Annotated in this window: 14 protein-coding genes; 4 read left to right on the top strand and 10 right to left on the bottom strand. The window is 70.4% G+C overall.

Going from position 1 to position 14,031, the window contains the following annotated elements:
• Nucleotides 1-219: 219 nt before the first annotated feature.
• Nucleotides 220-585 (bottom strand): VOC family protein, encoded by a 366-nt coding sequence (locus BKA10_RS16385; protein WP_183500949.1) that lies wholly within the window; start codon nt 583-585, stop codon nt 220-222.
• Nucleotides 586-668: 83 nt separating this feature from the next.
• Here BKA10_RS16385 and BKA10_RS16380 point away from each other — a divergent pair, with 83 nt between their 5' ends.
• Both BKA10_RS16380 and BKA10_RS16375 read left to right on the top strand, forming a co-directional pair.
• Nucleotides 669-2,159 carry an alpha-amylase family protein gene (locus BKA10_RS16380; protein WP_183500948.1) on the top strand — a complete coding sequence of 497 codons (1,491 nt, stop codon included), beginning with the start codon at nt 669-671 and terminating at the stop codon, nt 2,157-2,159.
• Nucleotides 2,160-2,267: 108 nt separating this feature from the next.
• The gene (locus tag BKA10_RS16375) at nt 2,268-3,122 is read left to right on the top strand and encodes a UbiA family prenyltransferase (protein WP_183500947.1); all 855 of its coding nucleotides are present in this window, start codon (nt 2,268-2,270) and stop codon (nt 3,120-3,122) included.
• Nucleotides 3,123-3,137: 15 nt separating this feature from the next.
• Here the strand turns inward: BKA10_RS16375 and BKA10_RS16370 are convergent, their stop codons facing one another.
• The 4 genes from BKA10_RS16370 to BKA10_RS16355 form a co-directional block, all read right to left on the bottom strand.
• Nucleotides 3,138-4,331: an FAD-dependent monooxygenase gene (locus BKA10_RS16370; protein ID WP_248199147.1), complete on the bottom strand. Its 1,194-nt coding sequence runs from the start codon at nt 4,329-4,331 to the stop codon at nt 3,138-3,140.
• A 29-nt stretch (nt 4,332-4,360) separates the two neighbouring features.
• The gene (locus BKA10_RS16365; RefSeq protein ID WP_183500946.1) at nt 4,361-5,065 is read right to left on the bottom strand and encodes a methyltransferase domain-containing protein; all 705 of its coding nucleotides are present in this window, start codon (nt 5,063-5,065) and stop codon (nt 4,361-4,363) included.
• Entirely contained in the window at nt 5,062-6,210 is a 1,149-nt protein-coding gene (locus BKA10_RS16360) for a type III polyketide synthase (RefSeq protein ID WP_183500945.1), read from the bottom strand. Before BKA10_RS16360 ends, BKA10_RS16365 begins: the two co-directional genes overlap by 4 nt.
• Before the next feature lie 219 nt (nt 6,211-6,429).
• Nucleotides 6,430-6,657 (bottom strand): RNA-binding S4 domain-containing protein, encoded by a 228-nt coding sequence (locus BKA10_RS16355; protein WP_183500944.1) that lies wholly within the window; start codon nt 6,655-6,657, stop codon nt 6,430-6,432.
• A gap of 98 nt (nt 6,658-6,755) precedes the next feature.
• Between BKA10_RS16355 and BKA10_RS16350 the strand changes: the two genes are divergently transcribed.
• Entirely contained in the window at nt 6,756-7,646 is an 891-nt protein-coding gene (locus BKA10_RS16350) for a hypothetical protein (protein ID WP_183500943.1), read from the top strand.
• A 332-nt stretch (nt 7,647-7,978) separates the two neighbouring features.
• On the opposite strand, the gene BKA10_RS16345 is transcribed toward BKA10_RS16350, so the two are convergent.
• From BKA10_RS16345 to BKA10_RS16325, 5 genes are all read right to left on the bottom strand, one after another.
• Nucleotides 7,979-8,617: an HAD-IA family hydrolase gene (locus tag BKA10_RS16345; RefSeq protein WP_183500942.1), complete on the bottom strand. Its 639-nt coding sequence runs from the start codon at nt 8,615-8,617 to the stop codon at nt 7,979-7,981.
• A 96-nt stretch (nt 8,618-8,713) separates the two neighbouring features.
• On the bottom strand, nt 8,714-10,177 hold the full coding sequence (gene ulaA, locus BKA10_RS16340; RefSeq protein ID WP_183500941.1) for a PTS ascorbate transporter subunit IIC: 1,464 nt from the start codon (nt 10,175-10,177) through the stop codon (nt 8,714-8,716).
• Between the two features lie 108 nt (nt 10,178-10,285).
• Nucleotides 10,286-10,567 (bottom strand): PTS sugar transporter subunit IIB, encoded by a 282-nt coding sequence (locus tag BKA10_RS16335; RefSeq protein ID WP_248199150.1) that lies wholly within the window; start codon nt 10,565-10,567, stop codon nt 10,286-10,288.
• Nucleotides 10,564-11,016 (bottom strand): PTS sugar transporter subunit IIA, encoded by a 453-nt coding sequence (locus BKA10_RS16330; RefSeq protein ID WP_183500940.1) that lies wholly within the window; start codon nt 11,014-11,016, stop codon nt 10,564-10,566. Before BKA10_RS16330 ends, BKA10_RS16335 begins: the two co-directional genes overlap by 4 nt.
• Nucleotides 11,006-11,773, bottom strand: a complete 768-nt coding sequence (locus BKA10_RS16325) for a UTRA domain-containing protein (protein ID WP_183500939.1) — start codon at nt 11,771-11,773, stop codon at nt 11,006-11,008. The genes BKA10_RS16330 and BKA10_RS16325 overlap by 11 nt, the downstream gene beginning before the upstream one ends.
• Before the next feature lie 168 nt (nt 11,774-11,941).
• Here BKA10_RS16325 and tkt point away from each other — a divergent pair, with 168 nt between their 5' ends.
• Nucleotides 11,942-14,017 carry a transketolase gene (gene tkt / locus BKA10_RS16320; RefSeq protein WP_183500938.1) on the top strand — a complete coding sequence of 692 codons (2,076 nt, stop codon included), beginning with the start codon at nt 11,942-11,944 and terminating at the stop codon, nt 14,015-14,017.
• Nucleotides 14,018-14,031 lie beyond the last annotated feature (14 nt).

Here is a 14,031-nt window from a genome sequence, read left to right as displayed (position 1 = left end):
CGCTCGTACTCCGGTCAGAGGGCGCACGCGGGGCGCGGTCAGTTGGCACGCCCGCCGGGAATGGATGCCAGATACCCGGCGCGAGCGCCAACCAAGCCATCAGGTCAATCACAGAGTTGGCGCGCCGGCCGGAATGGACACGGCGGTTCCCGGCGCACGCGCCAACCGAACTCACGTGGCGCGTGCCGCGGACACGCGCTCACCGCAAGGCGCCACAGGTCAGGGCTTCTGGAACGCCACGAGCGCCACGGTGTTGCCCTCCGAGTCGCGGATGAACGCCTGCCATTCCTCGTGACCCTCCGGGCCGAGCAGGTCCGAGTCGTGGGTGAAGATCACGTGCGGCGCCGTCACGACCTCGACGAGACCACCCAGTCGCTCGAGCGTTTCGTGCACGTTGTCGACGCGCAGGTAGACCAGCGCCGAGGGCGCGGCCGTGTCGAGCAGCAGCCGCACGCCGTCGAGATCGAAGAACAGCAGGCCGGGCTCATCGAACCGGGCAAGCGGCGGACCCTCGAGCAGCACGGTGTAGAAGTCGGCGGCGCGGTCGAGGTCGCCCGCATGCTGCGCGATCTGGAGGAGGTTCATGGCGTGCTCCGTTCGACGTCTCGGCCGGCCGTCGCACGCACGGGGGCCTCCCCCTAGTGTGGAGGCAGGAGGAGCTCATCGCCATGACCATGCTCGCCACGGTCGACGCTGACCGCCCGGCCGTCCTGGCCGCCGTCGACGCGGCGGGGTACGTCGACGAGACATTCCGGGCCCGGCTCGAGGCCGGCCTGCCCGGGTTGCACGCGGCGATCGCCCAGACCAGCGGCGACCAGGAGCGGCTCGCGCAGTCGGCGGCCACGGCATCCACCTCCTGGAATCTGCGCTCGCTCGATCTGAAGGTGCTCGACGGGCGACGTGAGGCCGACCCGGGCTGGCTGCGCGCCGAGCGCATGTTGGGCGCCGTCTGCTTCCCCGACCGGTATGCCGGCAACCTCGCCGGCATGCGCGATGAGCTCGGCTATCTCCGTGAGCTCGACGTCACTGTGCTGCACCTCCTGGGCGTGCTCGCTGACCCTCACACCGTGGATCCGAGCGTCGGAAGCATGGCGCGGCTGGCCGAGCTGGCGTCCGATCTGCGGCTGGCGGGCATCTCACTGTCGCTCGACGTGCCGGCCGGCCCCGAACCTGTCGCCGCTGCGTTGGCGCTCGCGAACCTGGGTGTGGAGGTGCTGCGCGTCGCGGGCGATCCGGACGAGATCGCGGTGCTGGCGGCGGTGCTCGCGATCGCCGCGCCGGCGGTGGTGCTCGCCGGGCCGAGTGGATGCCGGTTGGCCGACGACCACGTCCTGCCGATGCTGCTGTGGGACGCGCTGGCCACGCGCGATCCGCGCCGTCTGCAGCGCGCGGTCGAGACCCGCCCGCCGCTGCCGGACACCGCCGCCCGGGTGTCCGTCGTCCGCGACCAGGATGCCCTGGACTGGACGGTCGCCGATGACGCCGGGCTCGGCATCGACGACGCGCATCGGCGCTTCCTCACGGAGTTCTACCTCGGCCGGGCACCGCGCAGCTTCGCTCGCGGCGTGCCCTCCCCCGATGCCGCAGGTGCCCGGGTGGCCGGCACGACGGCATCCCTCGCCGGGGTCGAGGCGGGCCACCCGGGCGGCGAGGATCGCGTCGTGCTCGCGCACGCGATCGCCCTGTCGACGGGTGGTGTGCCCATGCTGTACCTGGGCGACGAGGTCGCGCAGCTGAACGACCCCACCTACGCCGATGATCCCGAGCGGCGCCACGACGCGAGCTGGGTGCACCGCGGCAACAAGCCGCGCGATCGCTACGCCGAGCGGATGGATGCCGGCACCGCGGCCGGCCGCATCTTCCGGCGTCTCACGAAGCTGATCGCGGTGCGCCAGGCCACGCCGGAGTTCGCCGGCGACGAGCTCATCGGGTTCCACGTGCCGGCGGCGACCGTGGTCGGCTACCAGCGCCCGGGCGACGGCGCCGTGGTCCTGGTGCTCGCGAATGTCGGCGACCACCAGGCGCTCATCGATCCGCTCACCCTGTCGGGCTTCGACCGCGCCGGGCGAGACCTCGTCCACGGGGTCGACGTCGATCTCGATGACGGCATCGCGCTGCCGCCGTACGGGTTCGTCTGGCTGCGGGTCCGGCCGCTGTAGGGCGGGTCGAACGCGACGCGGACGAATCACCTGCTGACAGATCCCGACCTGGTGGAGGCCGGCGCTACTGTCGTGTGCAGCAGATCCGCCCGACCGAGGAGAACGTCCATGGCGCCGTCCACGAGAACATGGCGAGCGCTGTGGGGATCGTCCCACCCCGGCCCCACGCTCGTGGTGACCGCGCTCGCGCTGGCTCTCGGACTCGCCGTGGGACTCGAGTTCTGGCGCTTGATCCTGCTCACCACCGCGGTGCTGTGCGGTCAGCTGTCGGTCGGACTGTCGAACGACGCGTTCGATGCAGCCCGGGACCGCGCAGTCGGGCGTACGGACAAGCCGGTCGCGCGCGGCGAAGTGAGCGACCGGACCGCGACCGTTGCGGCGTTCGTCACCCTGGCGCTCGCCCTGGTCCTGTCGTTGCCGCTGGGGTGGCGGATGCTGGCGGCGCACGCCCTCGCGCTGGGCTGCGCCTGGGCCTACAACGCGGGTCTGAAGGCCACCGCGTTCTCGATCGTGCCCTTTCTGGTGAGTTTCGGCATCTTCCCATCACTGGCGACGCTGTCGTCGGCCGAGCCGACTGTCGCCGCCGGGTGGGCGTGGATCGCAGGGGCCGCGCTGGGTGCCGCCGTGCACCTCACGAATGTGCTGCCCGACCTGGATGACGACGCGCACACCGGGATTCGCGGTCTGCCGCACCGGCTGGGGCCACGCGTCTCGGCGGTCATGGCCGCACTGGCGGTGGTCGGCGGTGCCGTCGCTGTGCTCCTCGGGCCGACGTCCGGCGATGTCGCTGCAGTGACACCGCTGTCGTGGGTCTTCTTCGCCGCCGTGGTCGTCGTCGCGCTGCTGACCCTGGTGCGCGCGGTCGTGCGACCACCCAGCCGAGTGCTCTTCCGCCTCGTGATGCTCGCGGCCCTCCTCCTCGCTGTCCAGCTCGTCGCGTCGGGCGGAGACCTGAGCGGCTGAGCGGGCCGCACGCGATCACGCGCCGCGATCGAAGCCCATCGCATAGGCGCGGGCGAAGAGATGCTCCGTCGCCGGACCGAGCATCGCCCGCACGACGGAGCGTCGTGCCATGTCGAGCGGCGACGGAAGGGCGCGACCCAGTGCGGTGTTGACAGCCGCCAGCCGCGCCGCGGTGCGTGCTGAGGCGACACGGCGATGCTCCCAGCGGCGAAGCGCCGGGTCGGGCGCGACCCCGGTTCGCAGCCAGGTCGCGAGCAGCGGAGCGAGACCGACGGCGTCGAGGAGTCCGAGGTTCATGCCCTGGCCGCCGATCGGGCTCACCTCGTGCGCGGCGTCACCGATGACGAAGACACGTCCGTTGCACAGACGCGGCGCGACGAGGCGACGCACGCCGAACGCGGTCACCTCACTGACCCGATCAGCCGCCGTGTGTTCGCCACGCACCCGGAGCGCGGCGCGCAACCGTCCCCCACGCGATGCGGGCGCCGGGTCGGCATCGGGCGGGTCCCACGCGACGAATCGGCGCACGCCGCCCGGCAGGGGGAACGACTCGAGGACGCCGATGCCGTCGAGGTGGACGACGGCGACGTCGGCATCCGGATGCGGGTCGACGACGGGCGGGGCGCCGGACGTGCCACCGGTTCGCATGCCGGCGGCGGCGTCGGCATCCGGGCTGACCGCGATGTCTGCCATCAGATAGCGGTCGCGGTACTCGCGGCCCCGCAGCGCCTGCCGACGGTACACGAGATCCCGTCCGCTCGCCCCCGAGGCGACGATCACCAACCGGGCTGCCAGCTCGAACAGCTCAGCACCGGCTCTGCCCACGACGTGCACGGCATCACCATCCCGGCGGACGCGTTCCACCGTCACCCCCCGGCGCACCCGCGGAACGCCGGCGGCGAGCTCCGACACGGTCGCCGACTGCGGCAGCGTCGCCACGAACGGGAAGCGCGTCGACAGGCGATCGAAGCGCACCACACCGAGAACGCGTCCGCCCGCCCGCGCCTCACCCCGACGGACTTCGACGACGTGCTCCAGGAGGCGCGCCGTCACTCCGGACGGCTCGAGCGCGGCGAGCGCCGGCGCGTGCACGCCGATCGCGCGGGTGCCGCCGCCCGGGCTCTCGCGACGCTCCAGCACGAGGGCGTCGACGCCGTGCCGGGTCAGCTCGCCGGCGACGAGCATGCCGACGGGGCCTGCACCGATCACGATGACCTCCGCGTCGCCCCGCACCGCCGTCACCCGGCGCCCGGCGCGATGGCCAGAAGGTGGAAGGGTGCCGCGGTCCGCACCGACCACGCCCCCGGGTCGTGTCGATTGAGCGCGTCCTGGAGTTCGTCGGGCGTGTAGCTGCGGCGAATGGAGCGCAATCCGTCGGTGAGCAGGAAGGTGCCGGGCGCGAGGGGAAGGATGCCGGTGGCATACAGGCCGTAGGCGAGTCGGTTCCGTGCGATGTCGCCGTGGACGACGAGGACCTTCGCCAGGGCGCGTGAGTCGGCGCAGAACCGGTCGAGGTCGGAACCGAGGTGGTGGAGGACATGGTTCGAGACCACGAGATCGAATTGCTCGCCCTCCTCCACGAGGCCACCTGCATCCACACATCGGAAGCTCACTTCGGGCGCCGACTCGCGCGCGATGGCGACCTCGTGCGCGCGGGGATCGGGGTCGGCGCCGACCCAGTGCACGTCCAGACCGTCGCGGCGCGCCAGCTCGGCGAGTCGGCACACCAGGTCTCCCCCGCCGGAGCCGAGGTCGAGTACGCGCCCCGGTCCATCGAGGCCTGCGAGATAGGGCCGCAGAACCGTCTGGTAGATCGCACCCCAGCCCGAGACGAGCCGGTTCACGAGATCGAACCGGCGGAGGGTCGCGCGCAACCGGTCCGGGTCGCAGTCCGGATCGTCCATGAGCTCGGTCAGCGTCTCGTCGCGCACGGCGAGGCTCATGTGTGCCCAGCCTCGAGGACTTCGCGATCGGCGCCGGGACGCTGACCGACCGCAGTCCGCTTGGTCATCAGCGCAGATTCGACGGTCAGGCCGGGGCCGAAGGCGAGACCGGCGACACGCCCGCCGTCGCCGACGGCGTCGTCGGCCATCAGATTCCGCAGGATGAAGAGCACGGTGGCGCTGGACATGTTGCCGTAGTCGCGGAGCACTGCTCGCGAGGCGTCCAGGGCCGTGGCGCCGAGCCCGAGCCCCTGTTCGACCCGGTCGAGCACGCTGCGCCCCCCGGGGTGCACCGCCCAGGCCGGCTCGTCGTCGAAGCGGAAGAAGTCGCTCACGGCGGCGCGGATCTCACGCCCGATGATGCGCGGCACCTCGGCCGAGAGGATCATCTCGAAGCCATGGTCGCCGATCGTCCAGACCATATCCTGCTCACCCTCGGCGGTCACCGCCGTGCCGAACGCGTCGAGCTCCAGGCCACCCTCCCGGCCGCAGCGATCGTCGGCGGTGACGACCGCGGCTGCCGCGCCGTCGCCGAAGACGGATGCCGCGACGATCTGCTGCGGGTCGGCCGACGCCCTGATGTGCAATGAGCACAACTCGGTGCACACCACGAGCACGACCGCTTCGGGCTGCGCCGCGGTGATGCGCGCGGCCAGCCGCAGCGCCGGCAGGGCCGCCGCGCACCCGATGAACCCGAGGTGATACCGCTCGACGGTCGCCGGCAGCCCGAGGTCGCGGACGAGGCGATAGTCGGGCCCGGGGGCGAAAGATCCCGTACACGAGACGGTGACGACGTGGGTGATGGATGCCGCGGTCACACCGGCATCCATCAGCGCGACCTGCGCCGCCTCGGCAGACAGCGGAGGAGCCAGGCGGATGTAGAGGTCGTTGCGCGTCGCCGTACTCGGCGACAGCAGCAGCCCGTCGTCGCCGAGGAAGAGCGCGTCGCGTGTCGCCGGCTCGGCACCCAGCTCGGTGAGCACCGTGTGGCGGGACGCGATGGCGGCGGCGTCGAACGCCGCGTGGATGAGACGGCCGGTGAGCCGATCCGCCCAGGGCTGCGCGGTGAAGAGGTCACGGACGTGCTCCTGCGCGATGCGCGTGGACGGAACCGCCGTGCCGATCGAGATGATGCGCGCGGCCATGGTGATACTTCACCACATCCGGGTCGATCCGTCGCCGTCTTGCGCCGAGACTGCGGGCGCGCTAAGAACGCTCCCGATGCCGGCGCGACGAGACCGTCCGCCGGGCGCGACACCGCCCGGCCGGAGCGGCTGGGTCACCGGTGCACTCGTGGTGGGGCTCGCACCGACGGCCCTATCGCGCGTCTGCGGCGAGATCTTCGTCGCTGGCTCGGCTGCGCGTTACGGGCAGACGCGGACGCTGCGCCCATCGAAGGTGACGACATCGCCGAGCTGGAGCTGACGGCCGCGGCGGCGATCGACCTCGCCGTTGACGGTCACGAACCCATCGATGATGGCTTCCTTCACGTCGCCGCCCGAATCGAGGAGCCCGGCGAACTTCAGGAACTGTCCGAGGCGGATCCCCTCACCGCCGATCGGGATGTCGTCGATCGGATCCGGGGTGGTCATGTCCGAAATGCTATCCGACCGGGTGCCCGGTTCGACTCGAGGTCGACACGTGAGCATGCCGTGCGGGTGGTCACGCGCTGGACGCGTAGGCTTCGGCCATGACCGCCAACGGGAGCGTCACGGCTGCGACGCGCGCACGCGCACGCAGGCAAGGAATCGTCACCGGAGCGGTCGGCTTGGCTGCGCTGATCATTGGCGCGCTCATTGTCTCCGGCCTGTTCGGAGGGTTCGCGTGGTCGTCGCTGTATGCGCTTGTGCCGCAGCTGCACACGCTCGCCTGGGCGGCAGTGGTGGCCTTCGCGCTACCGTACGTCGGCGGCCGCGATGTGCGTCTCGCCGTGGTGGCGGTCGCCCTGGCGCCCTTGTTCGCTGCCGTGGCGGCATTCGTGCAGTTGGGTGTGCAGGGCGGCGGTGCGCTCTTCGTCGTGGCCGGATGGCAGGCTCTGACGTTGACGTGCGCCGCATTGCTCGGCGCAATGGCCGGCGTGATCGACGCACGCCGCGCCGCGGGTGGTGCGCCCGGCGCCGAGGACGGACAGGAAACGCATGATGACAGCCCCGCAACTGACGACGCACCTGCCTCTGACGCTGGCGCGGCGCGACGCCGGCGGGACGGGGCGCTGTCGGTCGCGGTCCTGATCTCACTCGCTGTGGGCGGTTCGCTCATGCTCGCACTGCCGGTGGAGTGGTTCGACGTCCACTTCTCGATCTGGACCGCTGCCGATCCGCCGACCGCGGATGAGATCGCGCGTTACGAGTGGACCGCCGCGTTGGCACTCGTCGCGGCCGCGTCGGCTGTCGTTCTGGCCGTCGTCCGCCGGCGGAGGGGACTCATCGTCGCATCGGCCATCACTGTTGTGCTCGGTCTCGGCGCCGCGTTCGTCTTCCAGGTACCCAGCGGGCGATTCATCCCCGAGCCGGAACCCGTGGTCCTCGAGGTGGACTATCCGGTCTGCTACGGGACGACGGGCGACTGCCCAGGCGGCTGAATGGCTACGGCGGTGCCCCATGGGAGCTTTCCCGTCGCGCACACCGCCAGCGCATCAGGGATGAGTTCGGATCGGCCCTTGTGCTGCTGGGCAAACGCGCAGGTCGCCATCAGCTCCTCAGCCGTCAGGCGCAACGCAACGACCTGTGACGGCGCCGCACGTCGACGTCGGAACCTGGAGGCACAAACACCGGGCGCTTCGCGGATCGGTGCTTCCATTCAAGGGGCCAGCGCCCAGCCGAGGCCCTATATGACGGCGCGTCCTTCGGTCGCTGAGCGAATCGCGTGAAGATACAGCAGCGATCCTGCGCCCGCAGAAGGGTAACCCGGCGGTCAGTCTGTGATGGTGAGTACCCCGTCGCCGAACGAGACACACCGCAGGTCGTCGATGTGCGCGTCGACGAGAGCGGCGTCGACCCTCTCGCCGACGCCGACGACGAATCCGACGCCGGCAGCGCGGGCGGCCTCGACTCCAGCCGGCGCGTCCTCAAGCACGGCGCAGGTGGCCGGCTCCAGCCCGAGCGCGGCGGCGCCGCGGCAGTAGGGCTCAGGGTCGGGTTTGCCCCGTTGGACGTCCTCCGCGGCGACGAGCGCCGTCGGAACGTCGTGCCCCGCGGCTTCGAGCCGTGCCCGTGCCAGGGCTCTCGCGCCCGAGGTGACGACGGCCCATCGTCCTTCGGGGATGCTGCGTGTGAGTTCGACGGCGCCGGGTATCGGCTCGGTCTCGTTCGCCCCCAGGATCTCCTCGGCCTCGAGTGCGGCGATCGCCTCGTCGAGCACCGAGTGCTCGACGAGCGTTGCGACGGTGTCGGCCGCGCGCACGCCATGCTCGACTTGCGTGCGGAAGTCGTAACCCGGTGCATAGCGGGCAGCCCATTTGTCCCACGCGACCGCGGCGGGTTCGAGTGAGTCGACCAGCACCCCGTCACAGTCGAACAGAATCGCCTCGATGGCGAAACGCGTCTCGTTCATGCGGTGATTCCTCCTGTGGTGGCTGCCGTGTGATGGATGCCACAAACCGAACGATCGGGGCAGGGCGCACGCGGCGCCCTGCCCCGATGAGGACGGCTAGTTGGCGTCGGTTCCCGGGCTGTTCGCGGGACGACCCGTCTCGACGATGGCATCCGCCTTCGCCGCGGTGGCGCGCGCCTCCGGTGCGGTCGCGGCGACGGCTTTGGCCTTGTCGCGCGAGCGCATCACGAACGTGATCATGTAGAGAACCGCGAGCGACACAACGAGCCCGACGATGATCGCCACCTGGCCACCGGCTGCGGACAAGCCGCCCAGCAGCAGACCGAACACGCCGTAGTCGGCATCCGAGAAGGTCGCGTTCGAGAACCCTACGTCACCGAGCACCGGCAGCAGGAACAGCGGCAGGAAGGTGATCGCCAGGCCGTTTACGAAGGCGCTGATGACCGCACCCCTGCGACCGGCGGTCGCATTGCCGATGACACCCGCGGCTGCACCGGTCATGAAGTGCGCGATGACACCCGGGACGATGATGGTCGTGCCCATCGCTACCATGCCCAGCATGCCGATGATGCCGCCCACGAAGCTGGAGAGGAAGCCGACCAGCACCGCGTTCGGCGCGAAGGTGAACACGATCGGCACGTCGAGCGCGGGCTTGGCGTTCTTGACGAGCTTCTCGGACACACCCTTGAACGCGGGGATGATCTCGGCCAGGACTACGCGAACGCCGGCCAGGATGATGAAGACACCAGCCGAGAACGTCGCCGCGAGCAGCAGCAGGTAGACGATGAAGTTCTGCCCGTTCGACAGCTCGGACTCGATGTACGGCGCGCCGGCGAACAGGCCGACGATGATGTAGATGACCGCCATCGACAATGCGACGATCACGGTGGTGTCGCGCAGGAAGCTGAGGCCCTTGGGGAAGTTGAGCTCCTCGGTCGACTTCGAGCTACCTTTGCCGCGCGTCAGCAGTGCGGCGAGGCCGCCCAACGCGATGCCGCTGTCACCGGTGTGACCGAGCGCGACGTCGTCAGTGCCGGTGACTCGGCGCATGAACGGCTGGACAAGGGCCGGGGCAACCACCATGTAGATGCCCTGCGCGATCGAGCCCCACAGCACGACGGCCCAAGGCTCGAAGCCTGCCACCGCGAGGATCACCGCGAACATGGCGGCGATGTAGAACGCGACGTGACCCGAGAGGTAGATGTACTTGAACCGCGTCGTTGCCGCCAGCACGATGTTGATGATCATGCCGAAGAAGAAGATCAGCGCGGCGGCCGAGCCGTAGTCGAGCAGCACCTGCGCGACGATGGCTTCGTTATTGGGGACCACGCCCTGCACATCGAAGGCCTGCTGGAACATCGCGCCGAACGGGTCTAGCGACCCGACGACCACGCCCGCACCGGCTGCAAGCACCAGGAAGCCGACGAGGGTTCGAACAGTGCCCTTTAGCACGTCGCTGAACCCCTTGCCCTGGACGGCGAGGCCGATCAGAGCGATGAGCGCGACGATGACCGCCGGCTGAGTGAAGATGTCAAGGAGGACATCGATGACCGCATCCATTGAGGTGGCGTCCTTTCATACGCGGCGAGAGCCGCAACGGGCGGCCTGCGCCGCGAGGGTGGGGCCTGGCCCCGGGTAGTTGCGCGGTGGAGGCCGCGGCGGGATGGCTCAGGCGCCGTGGCGCTGGACCGCCTCGCCCACTTTCGTGCGCAGCTCGTTCAGGTCGATGATGCTGTCGAGCACGACCACGTCACCGAGGCCGGCAGCGGCCTCGGCGATGTCGCGGCCGACGAAGACCGCGTCCGCGTCGCCCCGCGCTACCGAGCCGAGGTCGGCGTGGTCGACGGTCACGCCTCCCACGCCCATCTCCTTGAGGACCTTCTCGATGTTCATGTGGACCATGAAGCTGCTGCCGAGGCCGGTGCTGCACACCGCGAGGAACTTCGTCACTTGTCTTCTCCTGCCCTGAGGACCGCCGAGGCTTCGGCGGGGGTGGTCGCCGCGAGCAGGGACTCCCGCGCGGCGTCGTCTGAAAGCATCTGCCCGAGCTGCGCGAGCGCGGCCAGATGGCTGGACGCATCGGCGGCGGCGAGGCAGACGAATAGTGAGATCGGGTGCTCGGCCTCATCGTTGAGCAGCACCTCGGGGCGCACCCACAGTGCGGCCAGTCCGGTCTTGACGACCCCGCTCTCGGGGCGTGCATGGGCAAGCGCGATGCCGTAGCCCAGATCGATGTACGTGCCGCCGGCGGCGATCGAGTCGAGCATCGCGTCCACGTAGCCGCGCTCGATCTCGCCACCGGCCAGCAGCGGCGTGCTCACGCGCTCGATGGCATCGCGCCAGCCGATCGGTCCGTTCTGGAACAGCAGGCGGTCGGGGGTCAAGTGCTCACTGAGCATCGGTCATGCCTCCTCGGGCGGGCGGGGCAGTGCGCAGGCTCAGCGTGATCTCGCTGTTGTCCGGCGCGTGACGGGCGACGCCGAAGGCGACCGGGGCGTCGGCGGCGTCGAAGACGGTGGACCCGATGCAGAGCAGGCGCAGCCCGGGCTCGACATCGAGGTTGAGGGCGATCTCCGGCGTCGCCTCGTCGACCCGTACGACCAGGTCGTTGCGGGAGAGTGCGACGCCGTAGCGCTCATGCAGAAAGTCGTACAACGACCCGGTCGTGAAGTCGGCGGTCAGACAGTCGGGGAAACGCGTCGAGGGAAGGCAGGTCACCACGTACTGGTGCAACTGCCCGTTCACGTAGCGGAGCCGCACGAGCTCGATCACCGCCTCGCCGGGGGCGAGGTCGAGCTGCCGGGCTGTCTCGTCGTCAACCGGAACGAGCCCCTGGCGCAGGACCCGCGTCGTCACGACATGCCCGGCGGCGGTCTGCTGACGGTGGAAGCCGGTCACGACATCGGCGAAGCGTTCGGGGTAGTGCACGTCGTCCTGCGGCTGGGTGACGAAGGTGCCGCGGCCATGCTCGCGAGCCAGACGCCCGTCCTGCACGAGACCGTCGACGGCATGCCGAAGCGTGATCCGGCTGACCCCGAACTCTTCGCAGAGCACCGGCTCAGACGGCAGCTGCTCGCCGATCGCCATCGTCGAGATGCGCTCGAGCAAGCTGCTGCGCACGGCACGGTACTTGCTCGTACCCGGGCTCAGGTCCACGGCATCCTCCTCGTTGTGGGCGGCCTGTGACCGCAAGTCATACTGACGTTATGTCGTCATAATGACACAGATCTCTCGCGAAGACAAGTGGCAAGATGTGCGTCATTCCGGAAGATTTGCGCATCAAGTCATCATAACGTCATAATGAATCCGACTGGAAGGTGCATCATGACTACCGCAACGCTCACAGGGTCCGACTCCGCGAGGAATTCGGCGGCCGCTCCGGCGGTGGATGCCGGGGCCGTCGTGGCCGCCCGCCTGCTGGCCGTCGACGCTGTCGAGGAGGCCAAATCGGGGCACCCCGGCACCGCGATCGCCCTCGCGCCGGTGGCGACTCTGCTCTACCAGAAGCACCTCCGCCACGACCCGCGCGACCCGTCGTGGGCGGGACGCGACCGGTTCGTCCTGTCGTGCGGGCACGCCAGCATCCTGCTCTACACGCAGCTGTTCCTCACCGGCTACGACATCGCGCTCGACGATCTCCGCGGCTTCCGCACGCTCGACTCCCGCACACCAGGACACCCCGAGTACGGGCACACCCCCGGCGTGGAGACCACGACCGGCCCCCTGGGACAGGGGCTGGCCACTGCCGTCGGCATGGCAATGGCGTTCGTGCACGAGCGGGCCACGTTCGACGCCGGCGCACCGCGCGGTGAGTCGGCGTTCGACCGGCGCGTCTGGGTCCTGGCTTCGGATGGAGACCTGCAGGAGGGACTGTCGTATGAGGCCGGCGCCCTCGCGGGCCGCCTCGGGCTGGACAACCTCACGGTGATCTACGACGACAATGACATCCAGATCGAGGGCGACACGCGGCTCACCAGCACCGAGGATGCCGCTGCGCGCTTCCGGGCGCAGGGCTGGCACGTGGACCGTGTGGAGCTCGCCGCCGACGGCGACGTCGATGTGACCGCGCTCGACCAGGTGCTCAGCACCGCCGGTCCCGAGGGCAAGCCCCGGCTGGTCATCCTGAAGTCACAGATCGCCTTCCCCTCCCCCGGCGCGGTCGGCACCGCCGCCTCGCACGGCGCACCGCTGGGCGCCACCGAAGCCGCCGCACTGCGCGACGTTCTCGGAGTGACCACCGGCCCGTTCGAGGTGAGCGAGAGCACGCTCGAGAAGACCCGCGCCGCCGTCTCTCGTGGAGCAGCCCTCCACCAGGAATGGGACGAGCGCTTCGCCACGTGGGCCGCAGCCGACCCCGCCCGCGCTGCCGCGCACGCGTCGTTCACGTCGCGTGACGTACCGGCCGGACTGGCCGACACGCTGCCGCAGTATGCGGCCGGCGCCTCGGTGTCCACGCGTGACGCCTCGGGCGCCGCGATTCAGGCGCTCGCGGCCGTCCTTCCCGCGATGTGGGGCGGCTCGGCCGATCTCGCCGAGCCGAACCGCACCGCCATCCGCGGAGCCGAGTCCTTTCTCCCCGACGCCTCCGGCGCGGGCGACTACACCGGCCGCAACATCCACTGGGGCGTGCGCGAACACGCGATGGCGGCCGCGATGAACGGCATCGCACTCGCGGGCGGCTGGCGGGTCTTCGCCGGAACCTTCCTCGTGTTCAGCGACTACCAGCGCCCCGCGATCCGGCTGGCCTCGCTCATGCAGACCCCGGTCACCTACATCTGGTCGCATGACTCGGTCGCCCTCGGCCAGGACGGCCCCACGCACCAGCCGATCGAGCACCTCGCCGCGCTCCGCGCGATCCCGGGCTTCACTGTGGTCCGCCCGGCCGACGCCAACGAGACAGTCGCCGCCTGGGCTGCCATCACGGCCGCCGGCGCACCCGCCGGCCTCGTGCTGGGCCGGCAGAACGTTCCGGTGCTGGATATCCCGCTCGCGGACGTGCGAGCGGGTGTCGCGCGCGGCGCGTACGTCGTCCACGAGCCCGAGCGGCTCGACGCCCTGATCGTCGCAACCGGCAGCGAGGTCACCCTCGCGCTGGAGACCGCGACCACGGCGGCCGCAGAGGGTATCGGCGTGCGCGTCGTGTCGATGCCGAGCCGGGAATGGTTTGCCGCGCAGAGCGCGGAGTATCGCGAACAGGTTCTGCCGGGCGCACTGCGCGCACGCGTGGTGGTGGAGGCCGCGGCATCCTTCGGCTGGCACGATGTCGCCGGCGCGGGCGGTGCGATCGTCGGCATCGACCAGTTCGGGCTGTCGGCCCCCGCCGATCAGGCCATGGCGGCCCGTGGCATGACCGTCGAGCGCGTGCTTGCCGCCGTGCGCACGGTCCTCGCGCCGGCGTGACCGCCGCGCGATGA

The organism is Microbacterium invictum (assembly GCF_014197265.1).
Classification (GTDB): Bacteria; Actinomycetota; Actinomycetes; order Actinomycetales; family Microbacteriaceae; genus Microbacterium; species Microbacterium invictum.
Note: the sequence above shows the minus strand (reverse complement) of the source record. Positions and strands in the feature narration are given on the sequence as shown.

Bases quoted from the DNA above. Each gene is read 5' to 3' on its own strand.
- BKA10_RS16385 (WP_183500949.1), bottom strand. From the start codon at position 585: ATGAACCTCCTCCAGATCGCGCAGCATGCGGGCGACCTCGACCGCGCC.
- BKA10_RS16380 (WP_183500948.1), top strand. From the start codon at position 669: ATGACCATGCTCGCCACGGTCGACGCTGACCGCCCGGCCGTCCTGGCC.
- BKA10_RS16375 (WP_183500947.1), top strand. From the start codon at position 2,268: ATGGCGCCGTCCACGAGAACATGGCGAGCGCTGTGGGGATCGTCCCAC.
- BKA10_RS16365 (WP_183500946.1), bottom strand. From the start codon at position 5,065: ATGAGCCTCGCCGTGCGCGACGAGACGCTGACCGAGCTCATGGACGAT.
- BKA10_RS16360 (WP_183500945.1), bottom strand. From the start codon at position 6,210: ATGGCCGCGCGCATCATCTCGATCGGCACGGCGGTTCCGTCCACGCGC.
- BKA10_RS16355 (WP_183500944.1), bottom strand. From the start codon at position 6,657: ATGACCACCCCGGATCCGATCGACGACATCCCGATCGGCGGTGAGGGG.
- BKA10_RS16350 (WP_183500943.1), top strand. From the start codon at position 6,756: ATGACCGCCAACGGGAGCGTCACGGCTGCGACGCGCGCACGCGCACGC.
- BKA10_RS16345 (WP_183500942.1), bottom strand. From the start codon at position 8,617: ATGAACGAGACGCGTTTCGCCATCGAGGCGATTCTGTTCGACTGTGAC.
- ulaA (WP_183500941.1), bottom strand. From the start codon at position 10,177: ATGGATGCGGTCATCGATGTCCTCCTTGACATCTTCACTCAGCCGGCG.
- BKA10_RS16330 (WP_183500940.1), bottom strand. From the start codon at position 11,016: ATGCTCAGTGAGCACTTGACCCCCGACCGCCTGCTGTTCCAGAACGGA.
- tkt (WP_183500938.1), top strand. From the start codon at position 11,942: ATGACTACCGCAACGCTCACAGGGTCCGACTCCGCGAGGAATTCGGCG.